Origin of the sequence: Nocardioides sp. Root682 (assembly GCF_001427795.1) — a bacterium.
In the GTDB taxonomy this organism is placed as follows: Bacteria; Actinomycetota; Actinomycetes; order Propionibacteriales; family Nocardioidaceae; genus Nocardioides.
In genome coordinates this window covers 1851334-1875781 of record NZ_LMHJ01000001.1, presented here as the reverse complement: position 1 = coordinate 1875781, position 24448 = coordinate 1851334, and the positions used below count along the sequence as shown (strand labels likewise).

Sequence of the window (24448 nt, the reverse complement as noted above, 5' to 3'; positions counted from 1 at the left end):
CACGCACGCGGTCAGTCGATGAAGTCGAAGCTGTCCTCGCACTCGGTCCCGCAGGCCAGGGCCCCCCAGTCCTCGGCATCCGCGAACTTCGAGCCGTCCGAGATGCGCACGCTGAGCGCGAAGGCCTCGGTCTCGGTGTTGATCAGCTGCACGAGGTCGCCGTCGCCGTCGCCGTCGACATCCGAGACGGTGGCGTCGGCCAGCGCGTCCCTGGCGTACTCCTCGCGCCGTTCCTCCTGGGTCCGGCTGACGCTCCACCAGATCTTCTGCGCGGTGAACGCCCCGTCGACGAAGTCGTGGACGATGATCCCGGTGTTGCTGGCCCCGACGATGACCAGCTCGTCGTCCCCGTTGCCGTCGACGTCCCCGACGGACCAGTCGGAGACGAGCGGCGCCAGGGCCGCATTGGTCAGGTCGAGGTCCTTCGACGCCGTGAAACCGTTGTCGTCGGCGACGAGCACCCGGACCAGGCCGGCGATGTCATCGACCTCGGGATCGGCGTCGACGGCGACGTCGTCGCGGTCGGCCGCGTAGAGGACGTCGTCGGTGTCGTCGCCGTCGAAGTCGCCGATCAGGATGGTCCCCTGGGCGAGCTCGGACTTGTACCAGGGCGTCGGGTCAGCGAAGCCGTCCTTGCGTCCCACCGCGACCCAGATCGTGTCCACGTCGCCCGCGTCACCGATCAGCACGATGTCGCTGCGGCCGTCCCCGGTCACGTCACCGACCTGGGCCGAGTAGTCCTGCAGGTCGGCGTCGGGGTCGATCCGGACCTCGGTGTCCCACGGCTCGCCCTTCCCGGGCTCGACGTGCACGGCGAGGATCTCGTCGGAGGTCTCCTCGACCCACGCGATGTCGGGGCGACCGTCCGCATCCACATCGCCGCGCGCCGGCGTCCCGATCGCACTGGCCGTGCGTTGGGCCTTCTGGAACAGCTTGCCCGTGGACGCGAGGGTCCAGCTCGGCAGAGGACTGAGGGCGTCGAAGCGGGACTGCTGGACCAGCGCGTCGCCGTGGCCGTCGCCGTCGAGGTCCTCGGCGATCCCGGGCGCGGTCCGGTCGTCGTCGCCGTCGGCGTCGTCGTTGCGGAGGGTGAGCCAGGTGATGCCGCCGATGAGGAGTGCGAGCACCGCTGCGGCCGCGACGAACAGCGGCCAGCGCCGGTGCCGGAGCGGCACCGAACCCCTGCCGCCGGGGATGACGGTGGGTGCGGCCCCTCCCGGCTGCGGTCGTACGACGGTGGGCCCGTCCGGTGCGGCAACGGGAGCGTCGAGCGTGTCGGCCGGCGCGATCGCAGCGAGGCGTTCGAGGTCGGCCCGGAACACGGACGCGTCGGTGTAGCGGTCTGCGGGGTCCTTGGCGAGGGCGCGCTCGACGACCGCGTTGAGCTGGTCGGTGAAGGGGCCGTTGCCGGGCAGCCGCGGGATCGGTGCCTGCTGGTGGGCGAGAGCGACCTGGACGTCGGTGCCCTGGTAGGGCTCGCGACCGGTGACGCAGGCCCACAGCACGCAGCCGAGCGCGTAGATGTCGCTGGACGGGGTCGCCGGGGCACCGGCCGTCCGGTCGGGGGAGAGGTAGGACCACGTGCCGGCGACCATGCCGGTCGCGGTCGGTGCGGGACCCTCGACTCCGTCGGCGCGCGCGATGCCGAAGTCGCAGAGGTAGGCGTGCTGGTCAGGGGTACCCGCGCCGCGGATGAGCACGTTGCCGGGCTTCACGTCGCGGTGGATGACCCCGACGCGGTGGGCGTCGGCGAGCCCGCGCGCCAGCTGCGCGCACAGCTGCAGGGCCTGCTTCGCCGGCATCGCGCCGTGCTCGTTGATCTGCGTCCACAGGTCCACGCCCTCGACGTACTGCGTGACGATGTACGGCGTCCCGTCGATCTCGTCGTGGTCGTGGATGGCGATCACGTGCGGTGAGTCGAGCCGCGCCAGCGACGCAGCCTCCGCCTGGAAGCGGGCCCGGAACTCCGGTGACTCGGCGAGCACGCCGGTGATCACCTTGAGTGCCACGGTGCGGTTCAGACGCAGGTCGGTGGCGGCGAAGACGATGCCCATCCCGCCCTGGCCGAGAACCCGGTCCAGCCGGTAGCGACCGAACTCTTCACCCACAGTGGGCACGCGCATGATTCTCCCGAGTTGTCGTGGAACGTCGCGCCCAGTGTGCCCGAAGGGGGTACGGCCGACACCTCTAGGATCGGGGTCGTGAAGACCCTCGTCATCGGCACCGGCGGCCGCGAGCATGCGCTCGCCCTCGCGTTCTCCCGCGACCCCTCGGTGACGGAGGTCCACGCAGCGCCGGGCAACCCGGGCATCGGTGCCTTCGCGACGCTGCACCCCGTCGACCTGATGGACGGTACGGCGGTCGCGGCTCTCGCTGTCGAGATCGGTGCGGGGCTCGTGGTGATCGGCCCCGAGGCGCCGCTCGTCGCTGGTGTCGCCGACGCCGTGCGGGCCGCGGGCATCGCGGTGTTCGGACCGTCCGGTGCCGCTGCGCAGCTCGAGGGCTCGAAGGCGTTCTCCAAGGAGGTCATGGCCGCAGCCGGTGTGCCGACCGCCGGTTCCTACACCTGCACGAACGCCGACGAAGTCGCTGCTGCGCTTGACGAGTTCGGCCCGCCGTACGTGGTGAAGGACGATGCGCTCGCCGCGGGCAAGGGTGTCGTCGTCACGCGGGACCGCGACGAGGCCATCGCTCACGCGGCCGGTTGTGGACGCGTCGTGATCGAGGAGTTCCTCGACGGGCCCGAGGTGTCGCTGTTCGCGGTGTGTGACGGCAACACCGCCCACCCCCTGCAGCCCGCGCAGGACTTCAAGCGGATCTTCGACGGTGGCCGCGGCCCGAACACCGGCGGCATGGGCTCGTACTCACCACTGACCTGGGCGCCGGCCGACCTGGCGTCGACGGTGATGGCGGCCGTCGTACAACCGACGCTGGACGAGATGAACCGTCGTGGTGCGCCGTTCGTCGGCTGCCTCTACGTCGGTCTCGCGCTGACCGAGTCCGGACCGCGGGTCATCGAGTTCAACGTGCGCTTCGGCGACCCGGACATCCAGCCGGTGCTGGCCCTTCTCGAGTCCCCGCTCGGTGAGCTGCTGTCCGCGGCCGCCAACGGCCGCCTCGCCGAGACGCCTGCTCCGACCTTCCGCGACGGCGCGTCGGTGACCGTCGTGCTCGCGTCCGCCGGCTATCCGGAGTCCTCCTCGAAGGGCGACGTCATCACCGGGGTCGGCGTCGCCAACGGCGTCGCCGACGTCGACGTGATCCACGCCGGCAGCAAGCTCGTCGACGGGCCTGACGGTCAGCAGCTGGTCACCGACGGTGGCCGTGTGCTCGCCGTCCGCGCCATCGGGTACGACGTCGAGGACGCTCGTGCGCGCGCCTATGCCGCAGCCGACCTGGTCTCCTTCGACGGGCTCCAGCGCCGTTCCGACATCGCCGCCGAGCCGCTCGGCGTCATCGAGGGCGCCTCCCTCAAGGACGACTGAGCACGTGACGACCATCCGGCCGGCCACCGACGCCGACCTCGACGACGTCGCTGCGATCTACGCCCGCGAGGTCCACGAAGGCACCGCCACCTTCGACCTGGCGCCGCCACCCCGCTCCAAGTGGGAGGGCCTGCTCACGTCGGACCACCCGGGCGACCACTTCCTGGTGGCGACCTCCGGAGAGCAGGTGCTCGGGTTCGCCTACTCGTCGGCCTTCCGGCCCAAGGGCGCCTACGACGGCACCCGCGAGGTGACCATCTATCTCGACCCGGCCGCCGCCGGCCGCGGCCTCGGCCGGCGCCTGTACGACGACCTGCTGGCCCGCCTCACTGCTGGCGGCATGCGTACGGCGCTGGCGTGCATCTCCCTGCCCAATGACGCGAGCGAGGCGCTGCATCGCGCGTGCGGGTTCGAGCGGCAGGGCGTGCTGCGGGAGGTCGGTCGCAAGCACGACCGCTGGATCGACGTCGTGTGGTGGCAGAAGCTGCTCGCCTAGTCTGTGCGGATGCGATGGAGGGCTCGGGACGACCGACGGACGACGACGGCAGCGGACCTGTCGTTCCAGTACGACCGGATGGGCCGCAGTGGCGTCATCGACCAGACCCTGGCGATACGCAACGCCGGCCCGTCGGCCGTCGTGCTCCGACTGAAGGTCGTGCCGCTCGATGCCCACGGGCGTGAGGTGTCCGGGCTGACGACGACCAGTGCGTACGGCACCGAGATCGGGAACCACGTCATCCCCGCGGCGTTCACCGACATCGATGTCCTTGCCTTCCACGGTCCTGGCTTCCGCGACGTCGCCGACGTCCGGGTGCAGGTTGAGGCGGTCGACAGCGTCTCCTTCCCCGCGAAGATTCGTGACGTCGTCCTCACCGAGCGGATCGACGCGTGGGGCGACGTGGTCAGCGGCGGCGTCTACGAGCAGGTGCGGCTGACGAATCGCAGCCGCGACGCGGTCGCGGTTCGTGTCGCGTTGATCGAGTACGAGGACCCGCCGCCCGGAGCGTCGCAACAGGCCGTCGATGTCCAGCAGCTGGGCGGTCTCGTCTCTGTGCCCGGCAAGGGCACGACGACGATTCCTGGCCCCACGCGTTTTCCGGATGCTTTCGTCAGCGTGAAGGCCTACTTCGCCCGCTGAGTCGCAGGCGTACCTGAGCCTGTGGACAGTCGCGAGAGCTGTCGGTCGTGCATGGAAACCTTCAGGATCAGGCTGTCGGCCCAGAAGGGAGGAGTGCGGTGTTCTCGGTGCCTGCGCCACTGAACGTTCCGATACGGACCGAGCGCCTCGTGCTGCGAGCGGCACGTGCAGATGACGTCGATGACCTGTATCGCTACATGTCTGATGCCGAGGTATGTCGCTACCTACGGCACGAACCGTTCGGCCTTGAGGAGTGCCGACGTCATGTGGAGCACTGGACGTTCGACGGGATCGTGTCCCGCCGATGGCTGCGGTTGGTGATCGAAATCAACGGGCACCACGTGGGATTCGTCAGCCTGGATCGTGGCGAGTCCGATACGGCCGAGGCTGGCTGGGTTCTCGATCCGAGCGTGGAGGGGCGAGGGATCGCCTACGAGGCTGCGACAGCATTGCTCGACCTCGGGTTCGGCGAGCTGGAGATGCATCGAATCGAGGCAAGGCCCGATCCGCGCAACGCCCGGTCGATCCGGTTGTGCCAGCGCCTCGGATTGATTCGCGAAGGACACCTGCGAGAGGTCACACCAGTGGGCGACGAGCGGCGTGACGAACTGGTCTTCGCGATCCTGCTGGCAGAGTGGCGCCATGGCTGAATCTGCTGAACAGGTCCATGCCCGCGTGCTGGCTGCCGCCGACGAGCACGGCCGGATGCCGTTGCCGTCGGTCGCCGAGTGGGACATCTTTCCGTGGGAGGTCGTCGACGGTGCGCTGGTGACCAGGCCCCTGGCCCCGCCGGCTCCCGAGGAACCCCGCGAAGGCGAAGCGGCCGCGGACTGCCGCATCTGCAGCACTGACTCCGCTCGGGTCATCTGGTCGAACGAACGGTGGCGCCTCAAGCACCTGGACGAGCGGAGTGGTCTCCCGCTCGTGTTGATCCTCGAACCGTTCGCCCACCTCGACCTGCCCGACCTCGACGACGAGATGGCGGCCGAGTTCGGCACCCTCGCCGTGCGCATCGTCCGGGCCGTCGAGGCCCTGCCGAACATCGCCCGCTGCCATGCCTCGCGGATCGGCGACGGTGCGACCCACCTGCACGTCTGGTTCATGGCGCGGACCAAGGGGTTGCCCTCGGTGCGCGGATCCTTCGCCGTCGACTGGGACGACATCCTCCCGCCCGGCCCGGAGGAGCCCTGGCGCGAGGACCTCGCTGCCGTGGCCGCGTCGCTGGCGTCGTACGACGACCGGGTGGTGGACTGATGTCGGAGTCCCCGTCACCGCAGGGTCTCGTGACGTCCCGGCTGCGCCTGGTTCTCTGGGACGCAGCCACGGTCGAGGCGATCAGGGCCGGAGACCGTCAGCCCGAGTGGCACCCGGACTTCCCGCGCGAGGACGACCTGGGTGCCGCCTCGCTGTGGCACGACGGCGACCCGTGGGGTCCGCGCTCGATCGTCCACGACGGGCTGGTCGTCGGCTCCATCGGCTTCTTCGGCCCACCCGAGACCGCTGACGACGGTGTCCCTGAGACCGAGGTCGGCTACGGGCTGGTCGAGGACGCTCGCGGACGGGGCCTCGCGACCGAGGCGCTGGAGGCGCTGCTCGTTCCCGTCGACCTGCAGCACGTCCGGCTCCGCGCCAGCATCGAACCGACCAACAAGGCCAGCCTCCGGGTCGCGGCGAAGGCCGGCTTCACCGGACTGCGAGGCGCCAACGAGGACGGCGAGCTGGTGCTGGTGCGTCCCGCTCGCTGACGTCCGGCCCGGCCGCGCAGAATCGGACCGAGCAGCCGACCATGGGAGAATCGGGGATCGTGACCGTCCCGAATGTCCTCGCCACCCGCTACGCCGCCGCCGACCTCGCGCAGATCTGGTCGCCGGAGCACAAGATCGTCCTCGAGCGGCAGCTCTGGATCGCCGTGCTCACGGCGCAGAAGGACCTCGGCATCGACGTACCCGAGGGTGTCATCGAGGCCTACGAGAAGGTCATCGACGTCGTCGACCTGCCGAGCATCGCTGCTCGCGAGCGGATCACGCGCCACGACGTGAAGGCCCGCATCGAGGAGTTCGCGGCCCTCGCCGGCCACGAGCACATCCACAAGGGGATGACCTCGCGCGACCTCACCGAGAACGTCGAGCAGCTCCAGGTGAAGCAGTCGCTCCACCTCCTCCGTGACCGTGCCGTCGCCACCCTCGCGCGCCTCGCGCGGCTGGCCGCCGAGCACGAGACCACCGTCATGGCCGGCCGGAGCCACAACGTGGCCGCCCAGGCCACCACCCTCGGCAAGCGGTTCGCGACGGTCGCTGACGAGCTGCTGATCGGTGTCGAGCGGATCGAGCAGCTGCTCGCGCGCTACCCGCTGCGCGGCATCAAGGGCCCGATGGGCACCGCCCAGGACATGCTGGACCTGCTCGGCGGTGATGCCGACAAGCTGGCCGACCTGGAGCAGCGCGTCGCCGCGCACCTCGGCTTCGACCGCGTCCTCACCAGCGTCGGCCAGGTCTATCCGCGCTCCCTCGACTTCGACGTGGTCTCCGCGCTGGTCCAGCTGACCGCGGCGCCGTCGAACCTCGCGACCACGATCCGGCTGATGGCCGGCAACGAGATCGTCACCGAGGGGTTCAAGGAGGGCCAGGTCGGCTCCTCGGCGATGCCCCACAAGATGAACACCCGTTCCTGCGAGCGGGTCAACGGGCTCGCCGTCATCACCCGCGGCTACCTCTCCATGGTCGGCGAGCTCGCCGGCGACCAGTGGAACGAGGGTGACGTCTCCTGCTCCGTCGTACGACGGGTGGCGCTGCCGGACGCGTTCTTCGCCGTGGACGGGTTGTTCCAGACGTTCCTCACCGTGCTCGACGAGTTCGGCGCCTTCCCGGCAGTGATCCAGCGCGAGCTCGACCGCTACCTGCCCTACCTCGCCACGACGAAGGTGCTGATGGCCGCCGTCCGCAACGGCGTCGGCCGCGAGGCCGCGCACGAGGCGATCAAGGAAGCCGCCGTCGGCACGGCGCTCGCGATGCGCCAGGGCCAGGCCACGAACGACGTGTTCGCGAAGCTGGCCGCCGATGACCGACTCGGACTCACGACCGAGCAGCTCGAGTCGCTGGTCGCCGACCCGATCACCTTCACTGGTGCGGCCGTCGCGCAGACCCAGGCCGTGTGCCGGCAGGTCGCCGCGCTGGTCGAGCAGCACCCGGCCGCCGCGGCCTACAACCCCGGCGCGATCCTCTGACCCGCCTCGAGATCACCTTCCCGGTCCCACCGGACCGGGCGTTCGCCTACCTCGCCGACCCCCGCAACCGACCGGAGTGGCAGTCGAGCCTGCGCGCCGTTGCCGACCTGTCGGCGGCAACAGAAGGTGCGCCGACCGCTGCCGGTGTCACCTGGACCGACGTCACCGTCGTGCCCGGCGTCCGGCCACGGATGCGGACGGTGCAGTCCGAGGCACCCCTGCTCTGGGTCGAGGAGGGCCGGTGCGGCCCGGCGCGTGCGCGGCTGGCGCTCGCCTTCAGCCCGTGCCCGGGAGGCACCAGGGTCGTGGCGGAGTTCGACGTGCACGCCCTCGGTCTCGGCTGGCTCGTGACGGTCCTCAGCCGGCCGGCGATCGGTGCCGATCTGCGCCGCGCTGCAAGGGTCCTCGCAGCCGCTCGCTGATAACCATTTCGACCTACTGGCGAGTAACAGTTCCCGTGGGACGACGGGTACGGCTACATTCCACCCACCTGTGACGCCGGTCACAGTCGGAGGGAGTCGGGTGCTCGCCGTACAGAATCTCGAGGTCGTGTACGACGACGTCGTACTCGCCCTGCGAGGCGTGAGCCTCGAAGTTCCTGACGGCAAGATCATCGCCCTGCTGGGCGCCAACGGTGGTGGCAAGTCCACGTTGCTGCGGTCGTTGTCGGGCCTGCTCGACATCCACGACGGCGAGATCCGCAAGGGATCGGTGACCCTGGACGGCGACTCCGTGGGGGAGCTGAAGCCCTCGACACTCGCCCGCAAGGGCATCAAGCACGTGCTCGAGGGCCGCCGGGTCTTCAAGGAGCTGACCGCCGAGGAGAACCTCCGCGTCGGCGGGTACGCCGATCGCCGCAACCTCAAGGCCAACCTGGAGCGGGTCTATGGTCTGTTCCCGATCCTGCGCGATCGCCGCGACGGACAGGCCGGCCTTCTGTCCGGTGGCGAGCAGCAGATGCTGGCGATCGGCCGGGCGCTCATGTCGGACCCGCGCTACCTGCTGCTCGACGAGCCGTCGCTGGGGTTGGCGCCCAAGGTGGTCGAGCAGATCCGCGACATCATCGTGGAGATCAACAGCCAGGGCACCGGGATCCTGCTCGTCGAGCAGAACGCCACCATGGCGCTGGCGATCGCCCACCACGGCTACGTTCTCGAGAACGGTCGCGTGGTCATGGACCGCAGCGCCGAACAGCTCCGCGACGACGCCGATGTGCGCGAGTTCTACCTCGGCCTGGGCGCCGAGGGCGAGGCGGCGCGCTCCTTCAAGTCCGTCAAGCACTACCGCCGTCGCAAGAGGTGGGCCTCGTGACGACGGTCCTGCAGTTCGACGACGTCCACCTCTCCTTCGGGGCGGTCAAGGCCGTCAACGGCGTGAGCTTCACGGTCGAGGAGGACGAGCTCTTCGCCGTCATCGGCCCCAACGGCGCTGGGAAGACCAGCATCTTCAACGTCCTCTCCGGCGTCTACCGCCCGCAGCAGGGGAGCGTCCAGCTCGAAGGCCAGTCGCTGCTCGGCATGCGGCCGCCGGCGATCGCCCGGCTCGGGATGGCCCGCACCTTCCAGAACATCGAGCTCTTCGCGAACCTCACCGTCCTCGACAACCTGATGCTCGGGCGCCACCAGCACCTGCGTTACGGAACGCTCGCCGCGATGCACTGGGTCGGTCGGGCGCGCAACGAGGAGCTCAAGCACCGGTTGAAGGTCGAGGAGATCGTCGACTTCCTCGAGCTGGAGCAGTACCGCAAGTTCCCTGTCGGGTTGTTGCCGTACGGCGTGCAGAAGCGCGTCGAGCTCGGCCGCGCGCTGGCGATGGAGCCACGGCTGCTGCTGCTCGACGAGCCGGTCGCCGGCATGAATCTCGAGGAGACCGAGGACATGGCCCGCTACATCCTCGACATCCGCGACGAGCTGAGGATCCCGATGATCATGGTCGAGCACGACATGGGCCTGGTGATGGACATCGCCGACCGGATCATGGTGATCGACTTCGGCACGCCGGTCGCAACGGGCACACCGGCGGAGATCCAGCGCAACCCTGACGTGATCCGCGCCTACCTCGGTGGCGATGCCGGCGATCTCGGTGACCTCAGCGATGCCGAGGGGGCCCACCCATGACCCGCACCGTGGTGACCCGGATCCGCGATCGTGCCGCGCAGTCGCCGAAGGGTGTCGCGATGCGCGAGAAGCGGTTGGGCATCTGGCACGAGATCCCCTGGGCGACCTACTGGGACACCGTCCTCGACGTCGCGCACGCCCTGCTGGCGCTGGAGGTCAAGCCCGGTGACCGAGTGGCGGTGCAGAGCGAGAACCGGCCGGAGTGGCTGTTCCTCGACATGGCCACGGTGGCCATCCGGGCCACCACCGTCGGCCTCTACCCGACGAACCCGACCGCCGAGACGTCGTACCTCCTCTCGCACAGCGGCGCCTGCCTGCACTTCGCCGAGGACCAGGAACAGGTCGACAAGGCCCTCGAGTCGGGCGATCTGCCCCACCTGCGCAAGATCGTGTACGTCGAGCCGCGCGGCCTGCGGTCCTACGACGACCCGCGCCTGCTGAAGTGGGAGGACCTGGTCGCGATGGGCCGCGCCCACCGGGCGGCGCACCCCGGCGCCGTCGAGGCGCTCGTCGACGCGGCCGACCCGGCGGACGTGATGACGCTCGTCTACACCTCGGGCACGACCGGTCCGCCGAAGGGCGCGATGCTGACGATCGGCAACGCCGAGTTCGCGTTGGAGACCGTGCTGGAGCGGAGCCCGTTCGCCAGGCCGGCGCCCGGGCCGAAGGACCTGACGTTGTCGTACCTCCCGCTGTGCCACGTCGCAGAGCGGGTCCTGACCACCTGGTACAACGCGGGTGGTGGCACCCAGGTGAACTTCGCCGAGTCGATCGAGACGGTCCCGCAGAACCTGCGCGAGGTGCAGCCCACGCTGTTCTTCGCCGTCCCGCGGATCTGGGAGAAGCTGCTCGCGACGGCCCGGATCAAGCTGGACTCGGCGACCTGGGCCAAGCGGCGCTGGTCCCGGTTCTGGCTGGCCCGAGCCGACCGGCTCGGGGCCCAGCTCGCAGCGAACGGTGGTCGGCACACCTTCGGCACCCGCCTCGCGTACGCCGTCGGCTGGTTCTTCTTCTACCGCGCGCTCCGCGACCGGCTCGGCCTGCGCCGGGTACGGCACGCGAGCTGCGGCGCGGCGCCGGTGGCGCCGGAGGTGCTGCAGTTCTTCATGGGCATCGGTGTCCCGATGCACGAGCTCTACGGCATGACGGAGAACGCCGCGATCGCGACCGCCAACCGTCCGGGCCGGGTGCGCCTCGGCACGGTCGGTGAGGTGCACGAGGGGATCGAGGTGCGCCTCGACGAGGAGACCGGCGAGATCCTCACCCGGCACCCCGCTGTCTTCGCCGGCTACTGGGCCGACGAGGAGGCCACGGCCCGGACCGTGTCGGCCGATGGCTGGTTGCACACGGGCGACGTCGGCGAGTGGGACGGAACCTACCTGCGGATCACCGACCGGATGAAGGACATCATCATCACCGCCGGCGGGAAGAACATCGCGCCGTCGGAGATCGAGAACGGCATCAAGGCCTCGCCGTTCGTCAAGGAGGCCATCGTCATCGGTGACGGTCGCAAGTTCCTCACCGCGCTGATCGGCATCGAGCTCGACACCGTCGGGGCCTGGGCCCAGCAGCGCAATCTCGGGTTCACGACCTATCGCGACCTCGCCGAGAAGGACGAGGTGCGCGCGCTGGTGCAGTCGATCATCGACGAGGTCAACGCACGTCACAACCCGGTCGAGCAGATCAAGTACTTCCGGATGCTCCCCAAGGAGCTGGACCACGAGGACGGCGAGCTGACTGCCACGCAGAAGGTCAAGCGGGCCTCGATCGACGCGACGTTCCACGACCTCGTGGAATCGATGTACGCCTCGGCCAGGGGAGGGACGGCATGACGCAGTTCGTGGGCGCCATCGCCGGCGGAGTCGGCCTGGGGTCGATCTACGCCCTGCTCGCACTGGGCTTCGTGATCATCTACAAGGCCATGGGCGTGATCAGCTTCGCGCAGCCTGCGTTCCTGCTGGCGGGCACGGTGCTGGTGACCTACCTGTCGCCCGAGATCGGCTTCGTCCCTGCGGTGGTGGTCGGTGCGATCGCCATCGCGGCCGTCGCACTGGTCGTCGAACGGATCGCGATCCGGCCGATGGTCGGCAAGGCCGTCTTCGTGATCGCGATCATCACGATCGGCATCGACATCATCGTGCGGATCGTGTCCGGGATGTTCGTCGGCTCGGACCAGCGCACCGTCGGCGATCCGTGGGGACTCGACGCCTGGGAGGTGGGTGGGGTCTACATCGAGCACCGCGACCTGGCGGCCTTCGCCGTGACCACGGTGCTCGTCCTGGCGCTGTTCGCGTTCTTCCGGTGGACGCCGATCGGGCTGGCCATGCGGGCCTCGGCGCTCGACCAGGAGGCCGCGATGGCCCAGGGAGTCAGCGTCGGCACGGTGTTCGCCGTGTCGTGGGGACTGGCCGGTGCCCTCGCCACGGTGGCCGGCGTCTTCGCTGCGTCCGGCCGTACGGTCGACCAGAACCACTGGCACATCGCGCTGCTGGCCCTGCCGGTGATCATCCTCGGCGGGCTCGACTCCCTCGGTGGTGCAGTGCTCGGCGGGCTGATCATCGGAGTGACACAGCAGATCGTGACGTCGTACCACCGTGACTGGTTCCCGGGCCTGGACACCAACATCGGGTCGATCACGCCGTACCTGGTGATGCTGGTCGTGCTCCTCGTCAGGCCGTACGGCCTGTTCGGCACCAGAGAGGTCGAACGAGTATGACCAGCCTGACGACCCGGTGGGGCCGACCGGAGCTCTACACGAGCTACCGCCAGGACATGGCGCTGCTCAACACGCGCTCCAAGGTGCTGGGCACGGTTGCCGTGCTCGTGGTGGCGGCGATGATGCCGATGCTGGTCTCCGACAACATGCTGATCATCCTCGGCAGCGGCCTGGTGCTGGCGATCGGCGCCATCGGCCTCAACCTCGTGACCGGGTACGCCGGCCAGGTCTCCCTGGGCCACGCGTTCTTCGTCGGCATCGGCGCTTACGCAGCCGCCGTGCTCTCGGGCGACCCGGACGGGCGCTACCTCGGTCTCGGCGTCGACTTCATGCCGTTCTGGCTGATCGGCGCGGGTCTGGTCGCCGCGATCTTCGGTGCGTTGGTCGCGCCTCTGGCCACCCGCCTGCGTGGGCTCTACCTCGCTGTCGTCACCCTTGGCCTGGTGTTCATCGGGCAGTACTTCTTCTTCGAGTGGAACGAGATGAGCGGCGGTCCCCAGGTCGGCCGCGAGGCCGCCAGGCCCGAGCTGTTCGGCATCCAGTTCACCGTCGACAACGGGTTCAAGGGTGGCTGGACCGAGGAGCAGAAGCTCTACTGGCTGTTCCTCGGGGTGCTGGTGGTGGCCGCCGTGCTCGCGCGCAACATCGCGCGCTCCCGGATCGGGCGCGCGTTCTCCGCGATCCGCGACCGTGACGTGGCGGCCGGCGTGATGGGGGTCAACCTGACCCGCTACAAGATCGTGGCCTTCACGATCTCCTCGTTCTACGCAGGCATCTGCGGGGCCCTGATGTTCTCGGCGAGCGGGCACTTCACGCCGGAGTCGTTCAGCCTGTTGATGTCGGTCCAGTTCATCGCCATCGTGCTGATCGGTGGAGTCGCGACGATCTCCGGAACGATCATGGGCGCGATGCTCATCGCGCTGCTGCCGCGACTGGCGAGCGAGCTGCCGGCCTTCGTGCCGTTCCTGTCGAGCTCCGCCAGCGAGCACCCGAACATCTTCGAGTTCGAGCAGATCATGTACGGCGTCCTGATCGTGGCCTTCCTGCTGTTCGAGCCACGCGGCCTGTTCGGCATCTGGCACCGCATTCGCACCTACTGGAAGAGCTTCCCCTTCTCGTATTGACCCGCCCAACCGGGCCGCACCACCACAACAACAGCAGCACAACCACCAGGAGGAACCGTGAACCGAAGGTCGAGATCACTGGGGGTCATTGCGACTGCCCTGACCGTCACCATGGCCGTCGCGGGTTGCGGCCGCGACGACGACTCGAGCGGCGGAGCCGCGCCGGGCGTCACCGACGATGCGTGTCCGAACGCCATCGACAAGGACAAGGGCTGCATCTACCTCGGCACGATCACCGACCTGACGGGTGTCTTCAAGGGCGTGGGCGAACCGTTCACCGCGGGCCAGAAGTCGTTCTGGGACGAGGTCAACAAGGCCGGTGGCATCGGTGACTACGAGATCGACGTGACCAAGTACGTCAAGGACAGCGGGTACGACCCCGAGAAGCACGCGGAGCTGTTCAACGAGATCAAGGACGACATCCTCGCGGTCACCCAGTCGCTGGGCACCGCGCACACCAACGCGATCCTCGAGGACGCCACCAACGAGTCGATCCTGGTCGGCCCGGCCTCGCTCGGCTCGAACTGGATTTTCGACGACATCTCGCTCGAGGTCGGTTCCAGCTACTGCACCGAGGCGATGAACATCGTCGACTACGCCGCCGATGAAGGCGCGAAGTCGGTGGCCGTCGTGCACTTCCCCGGTGACTACGGCGACGACGCGATGGTGGGTGCGCGCATCGCCGCCAAGGAGCGCGGCCTGAAGTTCACCGACATCACGACGGGCACGGTCGACGGGGGCGACGACCAGTCCGCCGCGATCGGTGCCCTCCTCAAGGCCAAGCCCGACTACGTCGTGATCGCGACCAGCCCGAAGGAGATGGCAGCGGTCGTCGGTGGCAGCGCGGCACAGAAGTTCACCGGCAAGTTCATCGGCTCCATCCCCAGCTGGAACTCCGCCGTCCTCGCCTCTCCGGCCGGCCCGGCCATCACGGCGCTCTACCAGCAGGCCACCTCGTTCCCGGCCTGGGACGCGGACGTCCCCGGCATGGAGAAGATGCGGGCCGCCGCGGGTGACCAGGCACCGAACGACTGGTACTCCATCGGCTACAGCAGCGGCTACGTGCTCAAGGCGGTCATCGAGAAGGCCATCGCCGACGACTCGCTCGACCGCGAAGGCATGGTCGACGCGGCCAACAGCCTGACCGGGATCGACAGCGAGGGCACGCTCCCGGAAGGGACGGCCAACTACGAAGGCGACCCGAACGAGGCCGCCGTACGGGTGACCCAGCTGAACAAGGTCGACGAGTCCGCGTCGTCGAAGGTGTCGGTCGCCGTCGAACCGTTCACCGGAAAGACCGCGGAGGGCTACGACTTCAAGGAGCCCTGCTACCTGCAGAAGTAGCCAGCGCGGCTCACCGGCAGCGGCCCGTCGATCCTCTGGATCGGCGGGCCGCTGTCCGTTGGAGCGACTCGGATGCCGTGGCGATGACCGCTCGGTGGGTCTCAGCCCAGCTGAACCGCGCCGCCCACGATCGGCAAGCCCCGGCGATCTCGATACGGCGTGAGACCCGGCCGAGCTGGTCGAGCGCATTGCCCAGGGCCTCGGTCAGCGCAGCGACGGTGGCCTCGTCGTCCCTGCCGTCGGCGACCAGCCAGCCGGTCGAGCCGGGTCGTACCGAGTCCCTGAGGCCGGGAACAGCACGAGCCACTGTGGGCACCCCGTGGGACGCGGCCTCGAGCACGACCTGGCCCCATCCCTCTGCGTCCGACGCGCACAGGTGCACCCGGGCATTGGCGAGCAAGCGGTGCTTGTCTGTTTCACTCACGCGGCCGTGCAGGCTCACCCCACTCGCTGCTCCGAGGGTGTCGAGAAGTGCCTCCAGCCGGGCTCGCTCCGGTCCGTCGCCCACGACGTCCACCTCGAGGCCGGGGCGGCTCGCCCGGAGCGCGACCACGGCACGCAGGGCGAGATCGACGCGTTTGTGGTGGGACAGCCGACCGAGGATGACCACGCGTTCGCCGACGGGACGGATCGACAGTTCCGGTGGGCTGTCGGTCCCGTTGGGTATGACGATCACCGGGCCCGACCAGCCGAGCTGGGCGGCCATCTCGGAGCGCGTCGACTCGGAGACGGCGACGGCCGTCGCCCGGCGATAGACCCACGGCATGACGCGTCGCTCCAGCAGTCGGGCGAGGCCGGCGAAGGGTTGGCGCATCGCGCCGAACTGCTGCTGGTGGACATGGTGGACGACCAGCAGGACGGCCGTCCGGCGCCGGGAGAGCACGAGCGGAGAGAAGGCCGGTAGCCCGCAGTCGGCGTCGACGACCAGGTCGAGCCGACCGCGGGCTCGTGCGAGGCCCAGGAGGGCGCGCGGCAGGAACGTGATGGGCCCACCTGCGCGGATGATCCGGATGCCGTCGCGGAGCTCGCGGCGAGCCTGCCCCCGATCGCGGGCGGTCCGGAACTCGACCTGGGCGCCGGCGCCGACCAGCGCGCGGGCGACCTCCCACGCGTAGCGCTCTGCCCCGCCTGCGCGCGAGTGCTCGAGGTCGCGCCAGTTCACCACGACGGCGCGACGACCGGCGAGCTCGCTCGGGGCCGACGAAGGCAAGGGTCTCAGCTGCCGCCGGCGACGATCGCCTGGTCGACCAGGCGTCCCCAGTCGGCGACCTGCTCGCGGAAGGTGCCGGGCTCGCCGAGCGCAAAGGTGACCTCATGGCCGGCCAGCAGGCCGGCGACCGCGCGACGCGCGACCTGTTCGGGCTCGATCGTGCCGACGGGAATCACTCCGGTCCCGAAGGGCTCGGCGGCACGAGGGCCGAACCGCTCGGGGCGACTGCGCTGGGAGTCGAGGATCCGGCTGGCGACCTGGCCGGGGCAGAGCAGGCTGACGTCAATGCCGTCCGAGGCGAGCTCGTGGCGCAGCCCGCGGCTGATGGCGACCACTGCCTGCTTGGTCGCGCTGTAGAGACCCGTGAATCCCGGATCTGCGAGGAACGCGTGCGTGGACGCGGTGTTCATGATGTGACGCCACCCTTGCTGGCCGCGCATCCGCGGCACGAAGGCGTGCACGCTGTTGAGCAGCCCTTCGACGTTCACCGACTGCAGCCAGCGCCAGTCGTCAACGGGGGAGTCGGCGACGTTGCCGAAGGTCAGGACGCCGGCGTTGTTGCAGACCAGCTCGACGGAGCCGAAGGCCTCGTACGCCGCTGTCGCGAGCTGCTCGACCGACCCAGCGTCGCTGGTGTCGACCCGGACCGCGAGGGCCGCGGTGCCACGGGCAGTCAACGCGTCGGCCGTGCGCTGGGCCCCTTGCTCATCGATGTCGGCGACCACCACGGCCATGCCATGGGCTCCGAGCTCGGCAGCCAGGGCGGCACCGATGCCGCTGGCCGCTCCGGTCACCACGGCGGTGCGGTTCTTCAAGTCGTCGGGGGCAAGCATCGGATTCCTCCTGGAGTGGTTGAGCGTCGCGACAGCCTACTGACCAATCGATAAGTAGGCATGTGATCATCGGGGAAGTACTTCACCAGATCGTTCCGATCACCCACGCGAGAGCCACGGCGGCGGCCACTGCGGTGGCGATCGCCAGGGTGGCGGTCGGCGCGGAGCCCGGCAGGGGTGCGCCGGTGCGCAGGGCGAGCTCGGTGTGCCGCCAGCGCTTCCAGCCAGCAAGGGAGCAGATCACCGCGCCCACGCACAGTGCGCCCGAGCTCGCGCCACGCGCCAGGTCGGGGAGGTCGGGCACGACGGCGGCGAAGGCGACTGCCCCTGCGACCAGGGCCAGGCTGGTCCGGATCCAGGCCAGGAAGGTGCGTTCGTTGGCCAGTGAGAAGCGCGGGTCCGGCTCGTCGCCGTAGGAGTAGACCGAACGTGGGCGCCGGTTCACGGGCTCACCAGGAGGTCCCGGCGGAGCATCTGGGTGAACTCCTGCATCGCGGAGACCATGTCGAAGGAGTCGTCGACGAGCCACTGGGACTCGAGCCCCCCGACGCCGGCAATCACGAAGGACGCCACGAGCTGGGGGTCCGCGGTGGGGCGCACGGTGCCTTCGGCGATGGCGCCAGCAACCACGCCGGCAATCTGCCTGCGCAGGCGGACGGTTCGTTCGCGGGCCCAGGCCGTTGCCATGGGGGGGTGGTGGGCGGCGCCAAGATGTCCGAGCCGCGCCAGGTCGCGATGGTGGACGTTCCACGCGACCATGTCCGCGGCGACCTCGAGCGCGCGCTCGAATGCGGTGCCGTCGTAGTCGCGCTCGATCTCGACCGCGGTGAACGCGCGCTGGTCCCGCTCGTCCAGTACGGCGGCCAGGAGGGCCTCCTTGCCGTTGAAATGGTGCAGCAGCCCCGGCTGGCTGATCTCGACGGCTCGCGCCACCGAGGCCAGGGATGTCGCGTCGTACCCGCGCGCGGCGAACAGCTCGAGGGCGGCATTCACGATCTGGGCGCGGCGTTGAATGCCTGCGCGCTCGGCTTCCTGGGTGCGTGCCATGGAGCTCCTTCAATGGGGCATTGCCAACCGACTTATTGATAGGTAGGTTAGCTCATGCATGTGGCGCCCGCCACACCGCACCATGTCCGATGCGGGCCCTTCCCGGTCCCGCCCCTCGCCCGAGGAGTGCGATCTTGCGCAAGCCCATGAAGCTGGTCTCCCTGTTGTCCGTCACTGCGCTGAGTGCTGCGGCACTGGCCGCGTGTGGGGGCACCGCCCAGGAGAGCGGTGCGTCCAAGGACACCCTCACCCTTGCGACCCCGACGCCCCTGGCGACCTTCGACCCGACGCAGATGGACTGCGGCTCCGGTCGGCTGTACTGCCAGGCGGCGTACGACACCCTCCTCCACCCGGGCGCCGACGGCAGCCCTGAGCCGGGCATGGCGACCTCGTTCGCCTACGACGACACGCGGACCCAGTTGACCCTGGAGCTGCGTGAGGGCATCACCTTCAGCGACGGCGCCACCTTCGACGCGGCCGCCGCGAAGACGGTGATGGACTGGTTCCGAAAGACCGATGGTCCGCGGACCGCCATGGCCGACTCGATCGCGAGTGTCACCGCTCCTTCGGCGAACCAGTTGGTGATCAAGCTGAAGGAGCAGGATCCCGCTCTGCTGGTCAACCTGACCGACAACCTGGGGATCATGACCTCGCCGGCGGCACTGAAGCCCGACGAGCTCAAGAAGGCTCCGGTCACCTCGGGGCCGTACGTCTACAACGCCGGCAAGTCGCAGACCGGTTCGACGGTCTTCGACCGCAATGACGCCTACTGGGACAAAAAGGCCTTCCCCTTCGACCACGTCAAGCTCGTGCAGCTCGCCGACCCGAACACGTTGCTGAATGCGCTCAAGGTCGGTCAGATCGACGCCGCAGGCGTCCTGAGCCAACAGCTCAAGGCCGTCAAGGAAGCCGGTTTCACCATTCGGGAGTCCGCAGGTGCGTGGTACGGCCTGATCCTTGCCGACCGCGCCGGTGACGTCCTGCCTGCTCTGGGCGACCTCCGGGTCCGCCAGGCGATCAACCTCGCCGTCGACCGCAAGCTGTTCACCGAGGAGCTCCTGCCCGGCGGATCCACATTGAGCACGCAGATCTTCGCTCCGGGTGGGGCAGCGTACGACGACGAGCTCAACAAGCAGTACGAACGTGACGTCGCCAAGGCGAAGGACCTGATGGACGCGGCGGGCTACTCCGGCGGCTTCAAGGCGGAGATGCCGGACCTCAGCCAGTTCGTCGGCAGCCCGGCGCTCAACACGGCGATCACGCAGCAGCTCGGCGCCATCGGCATCGACGTCGTCTGGAAGAAGGTTCCGGTGCTGGAGCTGCTCACCTCGATGCAGGACGGAAAGTTCCCGATGTTCTTCATGTCGCTGGGCACGAAGGCACCCTGGCAGGACATCCAGCTCTCGGTCCTTCCCAAGGCGACCTTCAACCCGTACGGGAGCGAGGACCCCGCGCTGGACCGGCTCCTCTCCGCCGCCAAGAAGGAAGCGCCCGGCGCTGCGCAGGACGCGGACTTCCGAGCGATCAACACCTGGCTGGTGCAGAACGCCTGGTTCGCGCCCATGTTCGCGAGCTCCGCCAACTGGGCCTCGGTGGACGGCGTCACTGTCGAGCCGCAGGTCCAGGGCATCGACCTGGTGCGGTTCCAGCGCTCGGAGAAGTGATCTGTCGATGTTGATGATCCTGCTCAAGCGGTTGGTCGCCGCGGTGATCCTGCTCGTGGCGGTGTGCGTCGTCGGGTTCGTGATCACTGGCCTCGGTGACGGAGACCCTGCCCGCAACATCCTCGGGCCGGAGGCCACCCATGCCCAGGTCGCGGCCGAGAACCACCGCCTTGGTGTCGATCGGCCCATGCTCGAACAGTTCGCCGACTGGGTGGGAGGTGTCGCTCACGGCGATCTGGGCAACTCCTACATCGGCGACCAACCGGTCGCCGACAAGATCCGGGCCAACCTGCCGGTGACCATGTCGATGGTCGCGCTCAGCATGGTCGTGATCGCCGTGCTCAGCCTGGCGCTGGCCGTTGCGTCGGTCTACGGGCGCAAGTCGGTGGACCGGTTCGTGCAGTCGCTCGCCGTGATCGGGCACGTCCTGCCGGCATATCTCCTCGCGCTGCTGCTGCTCCTGGTTCTCGCCGTCAAGATCCAGGTGTTCCCCGTCTTCGGCTACGTGCCGCTGGGGGAGTCTCCCGTCGAGTGGGCGCGGTCGTTGGTGCTGCCAGTCCTGTCCCTCACCCTCGGCAGCGTTGCTGGCGCATCGCTCCAGGCTCGCGGTTCGCTCATGGACGTGCTCGACGCCGACTACATCAGGACGCTCCGTTCGCGAGGGATCTCGGGTCGCTCGCTGTTGTTCCGCCATGCGTTGCGCAACGCGGCGCCGCCCTGGCTGACCTCACTGTCGCTCGGGTTCGTGGCGATGCTCGGAGGGGCGTTCATGGTCGAGAAGGTCTTTGCGCTGCCCGGCCTCGGAGCGTTGTCCGTCGAGGCGACCACCGCTGGCGACCGGCCCGTGATCATGGGCATGGTGCTGCTGACCGGTGGCCTGGTGATCCTCGTCAACCTGCTCGTCGACCTCGCCCAGATGTGGCTCATCCCGAAGGCAAGGACAGCATGAGCATCGAGATTTCCGCACAGGCGATGGACGCCCCGAACCGGCCATCGACCTTCCGCATGATCCTGCGCAATCCCTTGTCGCGAGTGGGGGTCGTCCTCCTTGTCGTCGTGATGTGCGCTCTCGTGGCGGCGATCGTGATGGACTGGGTCGCCCCTGATGCGCCCTGGAGCGCTGATCTCTACCACCTCAACGAGGCTCCCGGAACAGACGGCCACCTGCTCGGTACGGACAGCGGCGGACGCGACGTGCTTTCACGACTGGTCGTGGCGACGAAGGCCACGATGTTCAGTGGCGTGATCGCCCTGGTCGTCGCGATGCTGCTCGGGTTGCCCGGTGGACTCGTCGCTGGCTACTACGGCGGCCGGATCGACATGGCGCTGGACTGGCTGTCCAGCATGGTGATGTCGCTGCCCTCCATCATCGTGCTGCTGGCGATCGTGTCCAGCCTGGGCACCTCGATGTGGATCTCGATGACGGCACTCGGCTGCATGATGGCCCCCGCGGTGTTCCGGCTGCTCCGCGCGCAGGTGCACGCCGTACGCAACGACCTCTACATCGATGCCGCGAAGGTGGCTGGGCTCTCCGACCTCCGCATCATCGCGCGGCACGTCTTCAGGGTGGTGCGCGGACCGCTCGTCCTGATGGTCAGCGTGATGGCCGGGGTCGCCATCACGGTCCAGACGGGTCTGGACTTCCTTGGACTCGGCGACTCGACGACGATCACCTGGGGAGGCATGCTCGGCGAGGGCTTCGCCGCGATGAGCGCCAATCCTGTCCTGTTCGTGTGGCCCGGTCTGGCGATGGCCGTGACGGTCGCGGCCTTCTTCCTCATCGCGAGCGGCGCGCGCGATGCGCTGCAGCGGACGGACGGGGGCGCGGCCGCGGCGTCGCGCTCGAAGGCGACTCATCTCAAGCCGGTTCCTGCTTCGTCGGACGCCCCGCCCGGCGCAGATGACGTTCTTGCCGTTCGCGGCCTGACCGTTGGCTATCCCTCAGGTGGGGAGGTCGTCGAAGTGGTGCGCTCGGCCAACCTGACGTTGCGCCGCGGCCACACCCTCGGCCTGGTCGGCGAGTCGGGTTCCGGCAAGACGCAGACTGCGTTCGCACTGCTGGACCTGTTGCCGCGCCAGGCGATGCTGACAGCCGGGGAGGTCTGGCTGGACGGTACGGAGATCCTCCGTCTGGCCCCTCGAGACCGCGCCAGGCGGGTGCGGGAGGCGATCGCCTACGTCCCGCAGGAGCCGATGAGCAACCTGGACCCGACCTTCACCATCGGCTACCAGCTGATCGAGCCGATGCGTGCCCGGGGAGTCGGCCGTGCCGAGGCTCGGGATCGCGCGGTGGCGCTCCTGTCGCGGATGGAGATCCGCGACCCGGAACGGGTGATGAAGTCCTACCCCCACCAGATCTCTGGAGGGATGGCGCAGCGGGTGCTGATCGCCGGAGCGGTGTCGACCGAGCCGCGCATCCTCATCGCGGACGAGCCGACCACCGCACTCGACGTGACGGTGCAGAGCGAGATCCTCGATCTGCTCCGCAGCGTGCAGGAGGAGTTCGGCATGTCGATCATCCTGGTCAGCCACGACCTCGGTGTCATCGCCGACCTGTGTGACGACGTCGCGGTGATGCGCGACGGCCAGGTGGTCGAGACGGCGCCGGTCGAGGAGTTCTTCGCGCGCCCGAGACACGAGTACTCGCGAATGCTGCTCGATGCCGTGCCCGATGAGAACCACGTGCGCCCGGACTACGTCGAGGCTCGCTCGGCGCGACAGGGTGCCCACACAGGAGAGGCCCACCGATGAGCCTGCTGGAGATCGATGACCTGGTCGTCCGCTACCCGGGTCGCCGTCGTGGTCGCTCGTTCACGGCCGTTGACCACGTCAACCTCGACGTTCGTCCGCACGAGACCGTCGGTCTGGTGGGTGAGTCCGGCTCGGGGAAGACGACCATCGGTCGTGCAGTCCTGGGCCTCGCGCCGGTGACGTCGGGTCGCATCCGTTACGACGGGCAGGAGATCCAGTCGTTGACCCGGGCGCAGCGCCGTCCGCTGGCAGCCAGGATCCAGGTGGTCTTCCAGGACCCGTACACCTCGCTGAACCCGGCGATGACCGTCGAGGACATCCTGTCCGAACCCCTCAGGGCAGCCGGGTGGTCCAGGGCAACGGCCAGGGGTCGCGTCGTCGAGCTCCTCGACCAGGTCGGTCTCCCGACAGGCGCTGCAGATCGCTTCGCCCGGGAGTTCTCCGGGGGCCAGCGGCAACGGGTGGCGATCGCGCGTGCCCTCGCCCTGGAGCCAGAGCTGATCGTGTGCGACGAGCCGGTCTCGGCGCTGGACCTCTCGACCCAGGATCGCGTCCTGCAGCTCTTGGTCGACATCCAGGAGCGGACCGGGGTTGCGTACCTCTTCGTCTCGCACGACATCGGAGTCGTGCGGCACATCAGCCACCGGGTCGCAGTGCTCAAGCAGGGCCGCCTGGTCGAGTTCGGGAAGTGCGCCCAGGTCACATCACGACCGGAGCATGCCTTCACCGAGGAGCTGCTGCTCGCGTCGCCGGTCGCCGACCCAGGACGTCAGCGCGAACGCCGCGAGATGCGGCTGGCACATCGCGAACGCACGTCCGCCACTTCGATGTCCCCGATCACCATCCAGAGGAGCGCCCCATGAACGTCGTCATCACTGCCATCGCTGCTGTCCTGCTGGCCGCCGTCACCTCGGTGGCGGGCGTGCATGCGGCCGAGCCCAAGGAACCGTCCACGCAGTCTCCCGGGATGGTCGTCAGCTACGCCGATGAGTGAGTCGCGCCTCCAGGTGGTCATCCCGGCGTACAACGAATCCGCGCGGCTGCCCGGAACCCTGGAGCTCCTGCGCCGTCACGTCGCAGCGAGGCCGTCCGGCGTCATCGCCCGGATCGAGACCATCGTCGTGGACAACGCCAGCACCGATGACACTGCCGGAGTCGCAGCGCGGGCCTCCAGTGCACCCTTCCCGGTGACCGTCCTGAGCTGCGCACGTCGCGGCAAGGGCGCCGCCGTGGCTGCGGGCGTCGCGGCATCCGACGCGGACTACGTCGCCTTCATGGACGCCGACGGTGCCACGTCGCTGGACGCGCTGGACCGCGCGTTGGCGAGCCTCGCTGCGGGTGCAGATGTTGCCGTCGGCTCGCGTGCCCATCCGGACTCCGTCGTCAGTGCCCGGCACCTCGCAGTGCGCGGACTCGGTGCTGCCGCCTACCGTGCCGCTGCCGCGCGCCTGGTCAGCGGGATCTCCGACACGCAGTGCGGCTTCAAGGTGATGCGCGGCGACCTGGCTCGCCGTGTCTTCCGCGACGTCCACGCCACCGGATTCAGCTTCGACGTGGAGCTGCTGGCGCGTCTGCGTGAACGGCGGGCGGACATCGTCGAGCTCCCCGTCACCTGGACCGACGTACCCGGCTCCACCTTCCACCCGGCCCGCCATGGCGCTGCGGCGTTCGCCGAGCTGGCCGGCATCTACTGGCGGACCCGGCCCGATTCGCGGTCCCTGCGGGACCTCTTCCGGGTCGACCTGACCGACCCCCTGCAACCGCAACAGTGCTTTGCCCAGCTTCACCTCTAGGAC

The 24448-nt window shown here is 69.1% G+C and carries 25 protein-coding genes; 20 read left to right on the top strand and 5 right to left on the bottom strand.

Going from position 1 to position 24448, the window contains the following annotated elements; translation table 11 throughout:
- Positions 1 to 11 precede the first annotated feature (11 nt).
- Positions 12 to 2117, bottom strand: coding sequence for a protein kinase domain-containing protein (locus tag ASD84_RS08920; protein ID WP_162251511.1), 2106 nt, complete (start codon positions 2115 to 2117; stop codon positions 12 to 14).
- A gap of 84 nt (positions 2118 to 2201) precedes the next feature.
- On the opposite strand from ASD84_RS08920, the gene purD reads away from it, so the two are divergent.
- The 14 genes from purD (at position 2202) to ASD84_RS08850 (ending at position 15147) form a co-directional block, all read left to right on the top strand.
- Positions 2202 to 3485 (top strand): phosphoribosylamine--glycine ligase, encoded by a 1284-nt coding sequence (purD, locus tag ASD84_RS08915; protein ID WP_056709232.1) that lies wholly within the window; start codon positions 2202 to 2204, stop codon positions 3483 to 3485.
- A gap of 4 nt (positions 3486 to 3489) precedes the next feature.
- The gene (locus tag ASD84_RS08910) at positions 3490 to 3981 is read left to right on the top strand and encodes a GNAT family N-acetyltransferase (protein ID WP_056709230.1); all 492 of its coding nucleotides are present in this window, start codon (positions 3490 to 3492) and stop codon (positions 3979 to 3981) included.
- 9 nt (positions 3982 to 3990) lie between these two features.
- Positions 3991 to 4623: a hypothetical protein gene (locus tag ASD84_RS08905; protein WP_156391694.1), complete on the top strand. Its 633-nt coding sequence runs from the start codon at positions 3991 to 3993 to the stop codon at positions 4621 to 4623.
- Positions 4624 to 4721: 98 nt separating this feature from the next.
- Positions 4722 to 5273 carry a GNAT family N-acetyltransferase gene (locus ASD84_RS24710; RefSeq protein WP_162251510.1) on the top strand — a complete coding sequence of 184 codons (552 nt, stop codon included), beginning with the start codon at positions 4722 to 4724 and terminating at the stop codon, positions 5271 to 5273.
- Entirely contained in the window at positions 5266 to 5877 is a 612-nt protein-coding gene (locus ASD84_RS08895; RefSeq protein ID WP_082573234.1) for a hypothetical protein, read from the top strand. Before ASD84_RS24710 ends, ASD84_RS08895 begins: the two co-directional genes overlap by 8 nt.
- The gene (locus ASD84_RS08890; RefSeq protein WP_056709223.1) at positions 5877 to 6368 is read left to right on the top strand and encodes a GNAT family N-acetyltransferase; all 492 of its coding nucleotides are present in this window, start codon (positions 5877 to 5879) and stop codon (positions 6366 to 6368) included. Before ASD84_RS08895 ends, ASD84_RS08890 begins: the two co-directional genes overlap by 1 nt.
- 59 nt (positions 6369 to 6427) lie before the next feature.
- Positions 6428 to 7846 carry an adenylosuccinate lyase gene (gene purB / locus ASD84_RS08885; RefSeq protein WP_056710846.1) on the top strand — a complete coding sequence of 473 codons (1419 nt, stop codon included), beginning with the start codon at positions 6428 to 6430 and terminating at the stop codon, positions 7844 to 7846.
- Entirely contained in the window at positions 7774 to 8268 is a 495-nt protein-coding gene (locus ASD84_RS08880) for an SRPBCC family protein (RefSeq protein WP_056709221.1), read from the top strand. The genes purB and ASD84_RS08880 overlap by 73 nt, the downstream gene beginning before the upstream one ends.
- A 100-nt stretch (positions 8269 to 8368) precedes the next feature.
- On the top strand, positions 8369 to 9157 hold the full coding sequence (locus ASD84_RS08875) for an ABC transporter ATP-binding protein (protein WP_056709220.1): 789 nt from the start codon (positions 8369 to 8371) through the stop codon (positions 9155 to 9157).
- Positions 9154 to 9963, top strand: a complete 810-nt coding sequence (locus ASD84_RS08870; protein WP_235531038.1) for an ABC transporter ATP-binding protein — start codon at positions 9154 to 9156, stop codon at positions 9961 to 9963. The genes ASD84_RS08875 and ASD84_RS08870 overlap by 4 nt, the downstream gene beginning before the upstream one ends.
- Positions 9960 to 11795 carry an AMP-dependent synthetase/ligase gene (locus ASD84_RS08865; RefSeq protein ID WP_056709217.1) on the top strand — a complete coding sequence of 612 codons (1836 nt, stop codon included), beginning with the start codon at positions 9960 to 9962 and terminating at the stop codon, positions 11793 to 11795. The genes ASD84_RS08870 and ASD84_RS08865 overlap by 4 nt, the downstream gene beginning before the upstream one ends.
- A complete protein-coding gene (locus tag ASD84_RS08860; RefSeq protein WP_056709214.1) occupies positions 11792 to 12679 on the top strand; it encodes a branched-chain amino acid ABC transporter permease in 888 nt (295 codons plus the stop codon). The genes ASD84_RS08865 and ASD84_RS08860 overlap by 4 nt, the downstream gene beginning before the upstream one ends.
- On the top strand, positions 12676 to 13803 hold the full coding sequence (locus tag ASD84_RS08855) for a branched-chain amino acid ABC transporter permease (protein WP_056709212.1): 1128 nt from the start codon (positions 12676 to 12678) through the stop codon (positions 13801 to 13803). Before ASD84_RS08860 ends, ASD84_RS08855 begins: the two co-directional genes overlap by 4 nt.
- Before the next feature lie 57 nt (positions 13804 to 13860).
- The gene (locus ASD84_RS08850) at positions 13861 to 15147 is read left to right on the top strand and encodes an ABC transporter substrate-binding protein (protein ID WP_156391691.1); all 1287 of its coding nucleotides are present in this window, start codon (positions 13861 to 13863) and stop codon (positions 15145 to 15147) included.
- Positions 15148 to 15157: 10 nt separating this feature from the next.
- On the opposite strand, the gene ASD84_RS08845 is transcribed toward ASD84_RS08850, so the two are convergent.
- From ASD84_RS08845 to ASD84_RS08830, 4 genes are all read right to left on the bottom strand, one after another.
- Positions 15158 to 16357, bottom strand: a complete 1200-nt coding sequence (locus ASD84_RS08845) for a glycosyltransferase family 4 protein (protein WP_056709208.1) — start codon at positions 16355 to 16357, stop codon at positions 15158 to 15160.
- 5 nt (positions 16358 to 16362) lie between these two features.
- Complete coding sequence (locus ASD84_RS08840; RefSeq protein ID WP_056709206.1) at positions 16363 to 17190, bottom strand: SDR family NAD(P)-dependent oxidoreductase; 828 nt, start codon at positions 17188 to 17190, stop codon at positions 16363 to 16365.
- Between the two features lie 82 nt (positions 17191 to 17272).
- The gene (locus ASD84_RS08835) at positions 17273 to 17635 is read right to left on the bottom strand and encodes a YidH family protein (RefSeq protein ID WP_056709205.1); all 363 of its coding nucleotides are present in this window, start codon (positions 17633 to 17635) and stop codon (positions 17273 to 17275) included.
- Positions 17632 to 18237: a TetR/AcrR family transcriptional regulator gene (locus ASD84_RS08830; RefSeq protein ID WP_056709203.1), complete on the bottom strand. Its 606-nt coding sequence runs from the start codon at positions 18235 to 18237 to the stop codon at positions 17632 to 17634. The genes ASD84_RS08835 and ASD84_RS08830 overlap by 4 nt, the downstream gene beginning before the upstream one ends.
- Positions 18238 to 18371: 134 nt before the next feature.
- Between ASD84_RS08830 and ASD84_RS08825 the strand changes: the two genes are divergently transcribed.
- Genes ASD84_RS08825 through ASD84_RS08805 form a run of 6 tightly spaced genes read left to right on the top strand, consistent with a single transcriptional unit; the run spans position 18372 to position 24445 of the window.
- On the top strand, positions 18372 to 19901 hold the full coding sequence (locus tag ASD84_RS08825; protein ID WP_162251509.1) for an ABC transporter substrate-binding protein: 1530 nt from the start codon (positions 18372 to 18374) through the stop codon (positions 19899 to 19901).
- A gap of 7 nt (positions 19902 to 19908) precedes the next feature.
- Entirely contained in the window at positions 19909 to 20850 is a 942-nt protein-coding gene (locus ASD84_RS08820; RefSeq protein ID WP_056709199.1) for an ABC transporter permease, read from the top strand.
- Positions 20847 to 22652, top strand: coding sequence for a dipeptide/oligopeptide/nickel ABC transporter permease/ATP-binding protein (locus tag ASD84_RS08815; protein ID WP_056709196.1), 1806 nt, complete (start codon positions 20847 to 20849; stop codon positions 22650 to 22652). Before ASD84_RS08820 ends, ASD84_RS08815 begins: the two co-directional genes overlap by 4 nt.
- Complete coding sequence (locus ASD84_RS08810; RefSeq protein WP_056709194.1) at positions 22649 to 23515, top strand: dipeptide/oligopeptide/nickel ABC transporter ATP-binding protein; 867 nt, start codon at positions 22649 to 22651, stop codon at positions 23513 to 23515. Before ASD84_RS08815 ends, ASD84_RS08810 begins: the two co-directional genes overlap by 4 nt.
- Positions 23512 to 23646 (top strand): hypothetical protein, encoded by a 135-nt coding sequence (locus ASD84_RS26000; protein ID WP_268788462.1) that lies wholly within the window; start codon positions 23512 to 23514, stop codon positions 23644 to 23646. Before ASD84_RS08810 ends, ASD84_RS26000 begins: the two co-directional genes overlap by 4 nt.
- The gene (locus ASD84_RS08805) at positions 23639 to 24445 is read left to right on the top strand and encodes a glycosyltransferase (RefSeq protein ID WP_162251508.1); all 807 of its coding nucleotides are present in this window, start codon (positions 23639 to 23641) and stop codon (positions 24443 to 24445) included. The genes ASD84_RS26000 and ASD84_RS08805 overlap by 8 nt, the downstream gene beginning before the upstream one ends.
- Positions 24446 to 24448: the final 3 nt, after the last annotated feature.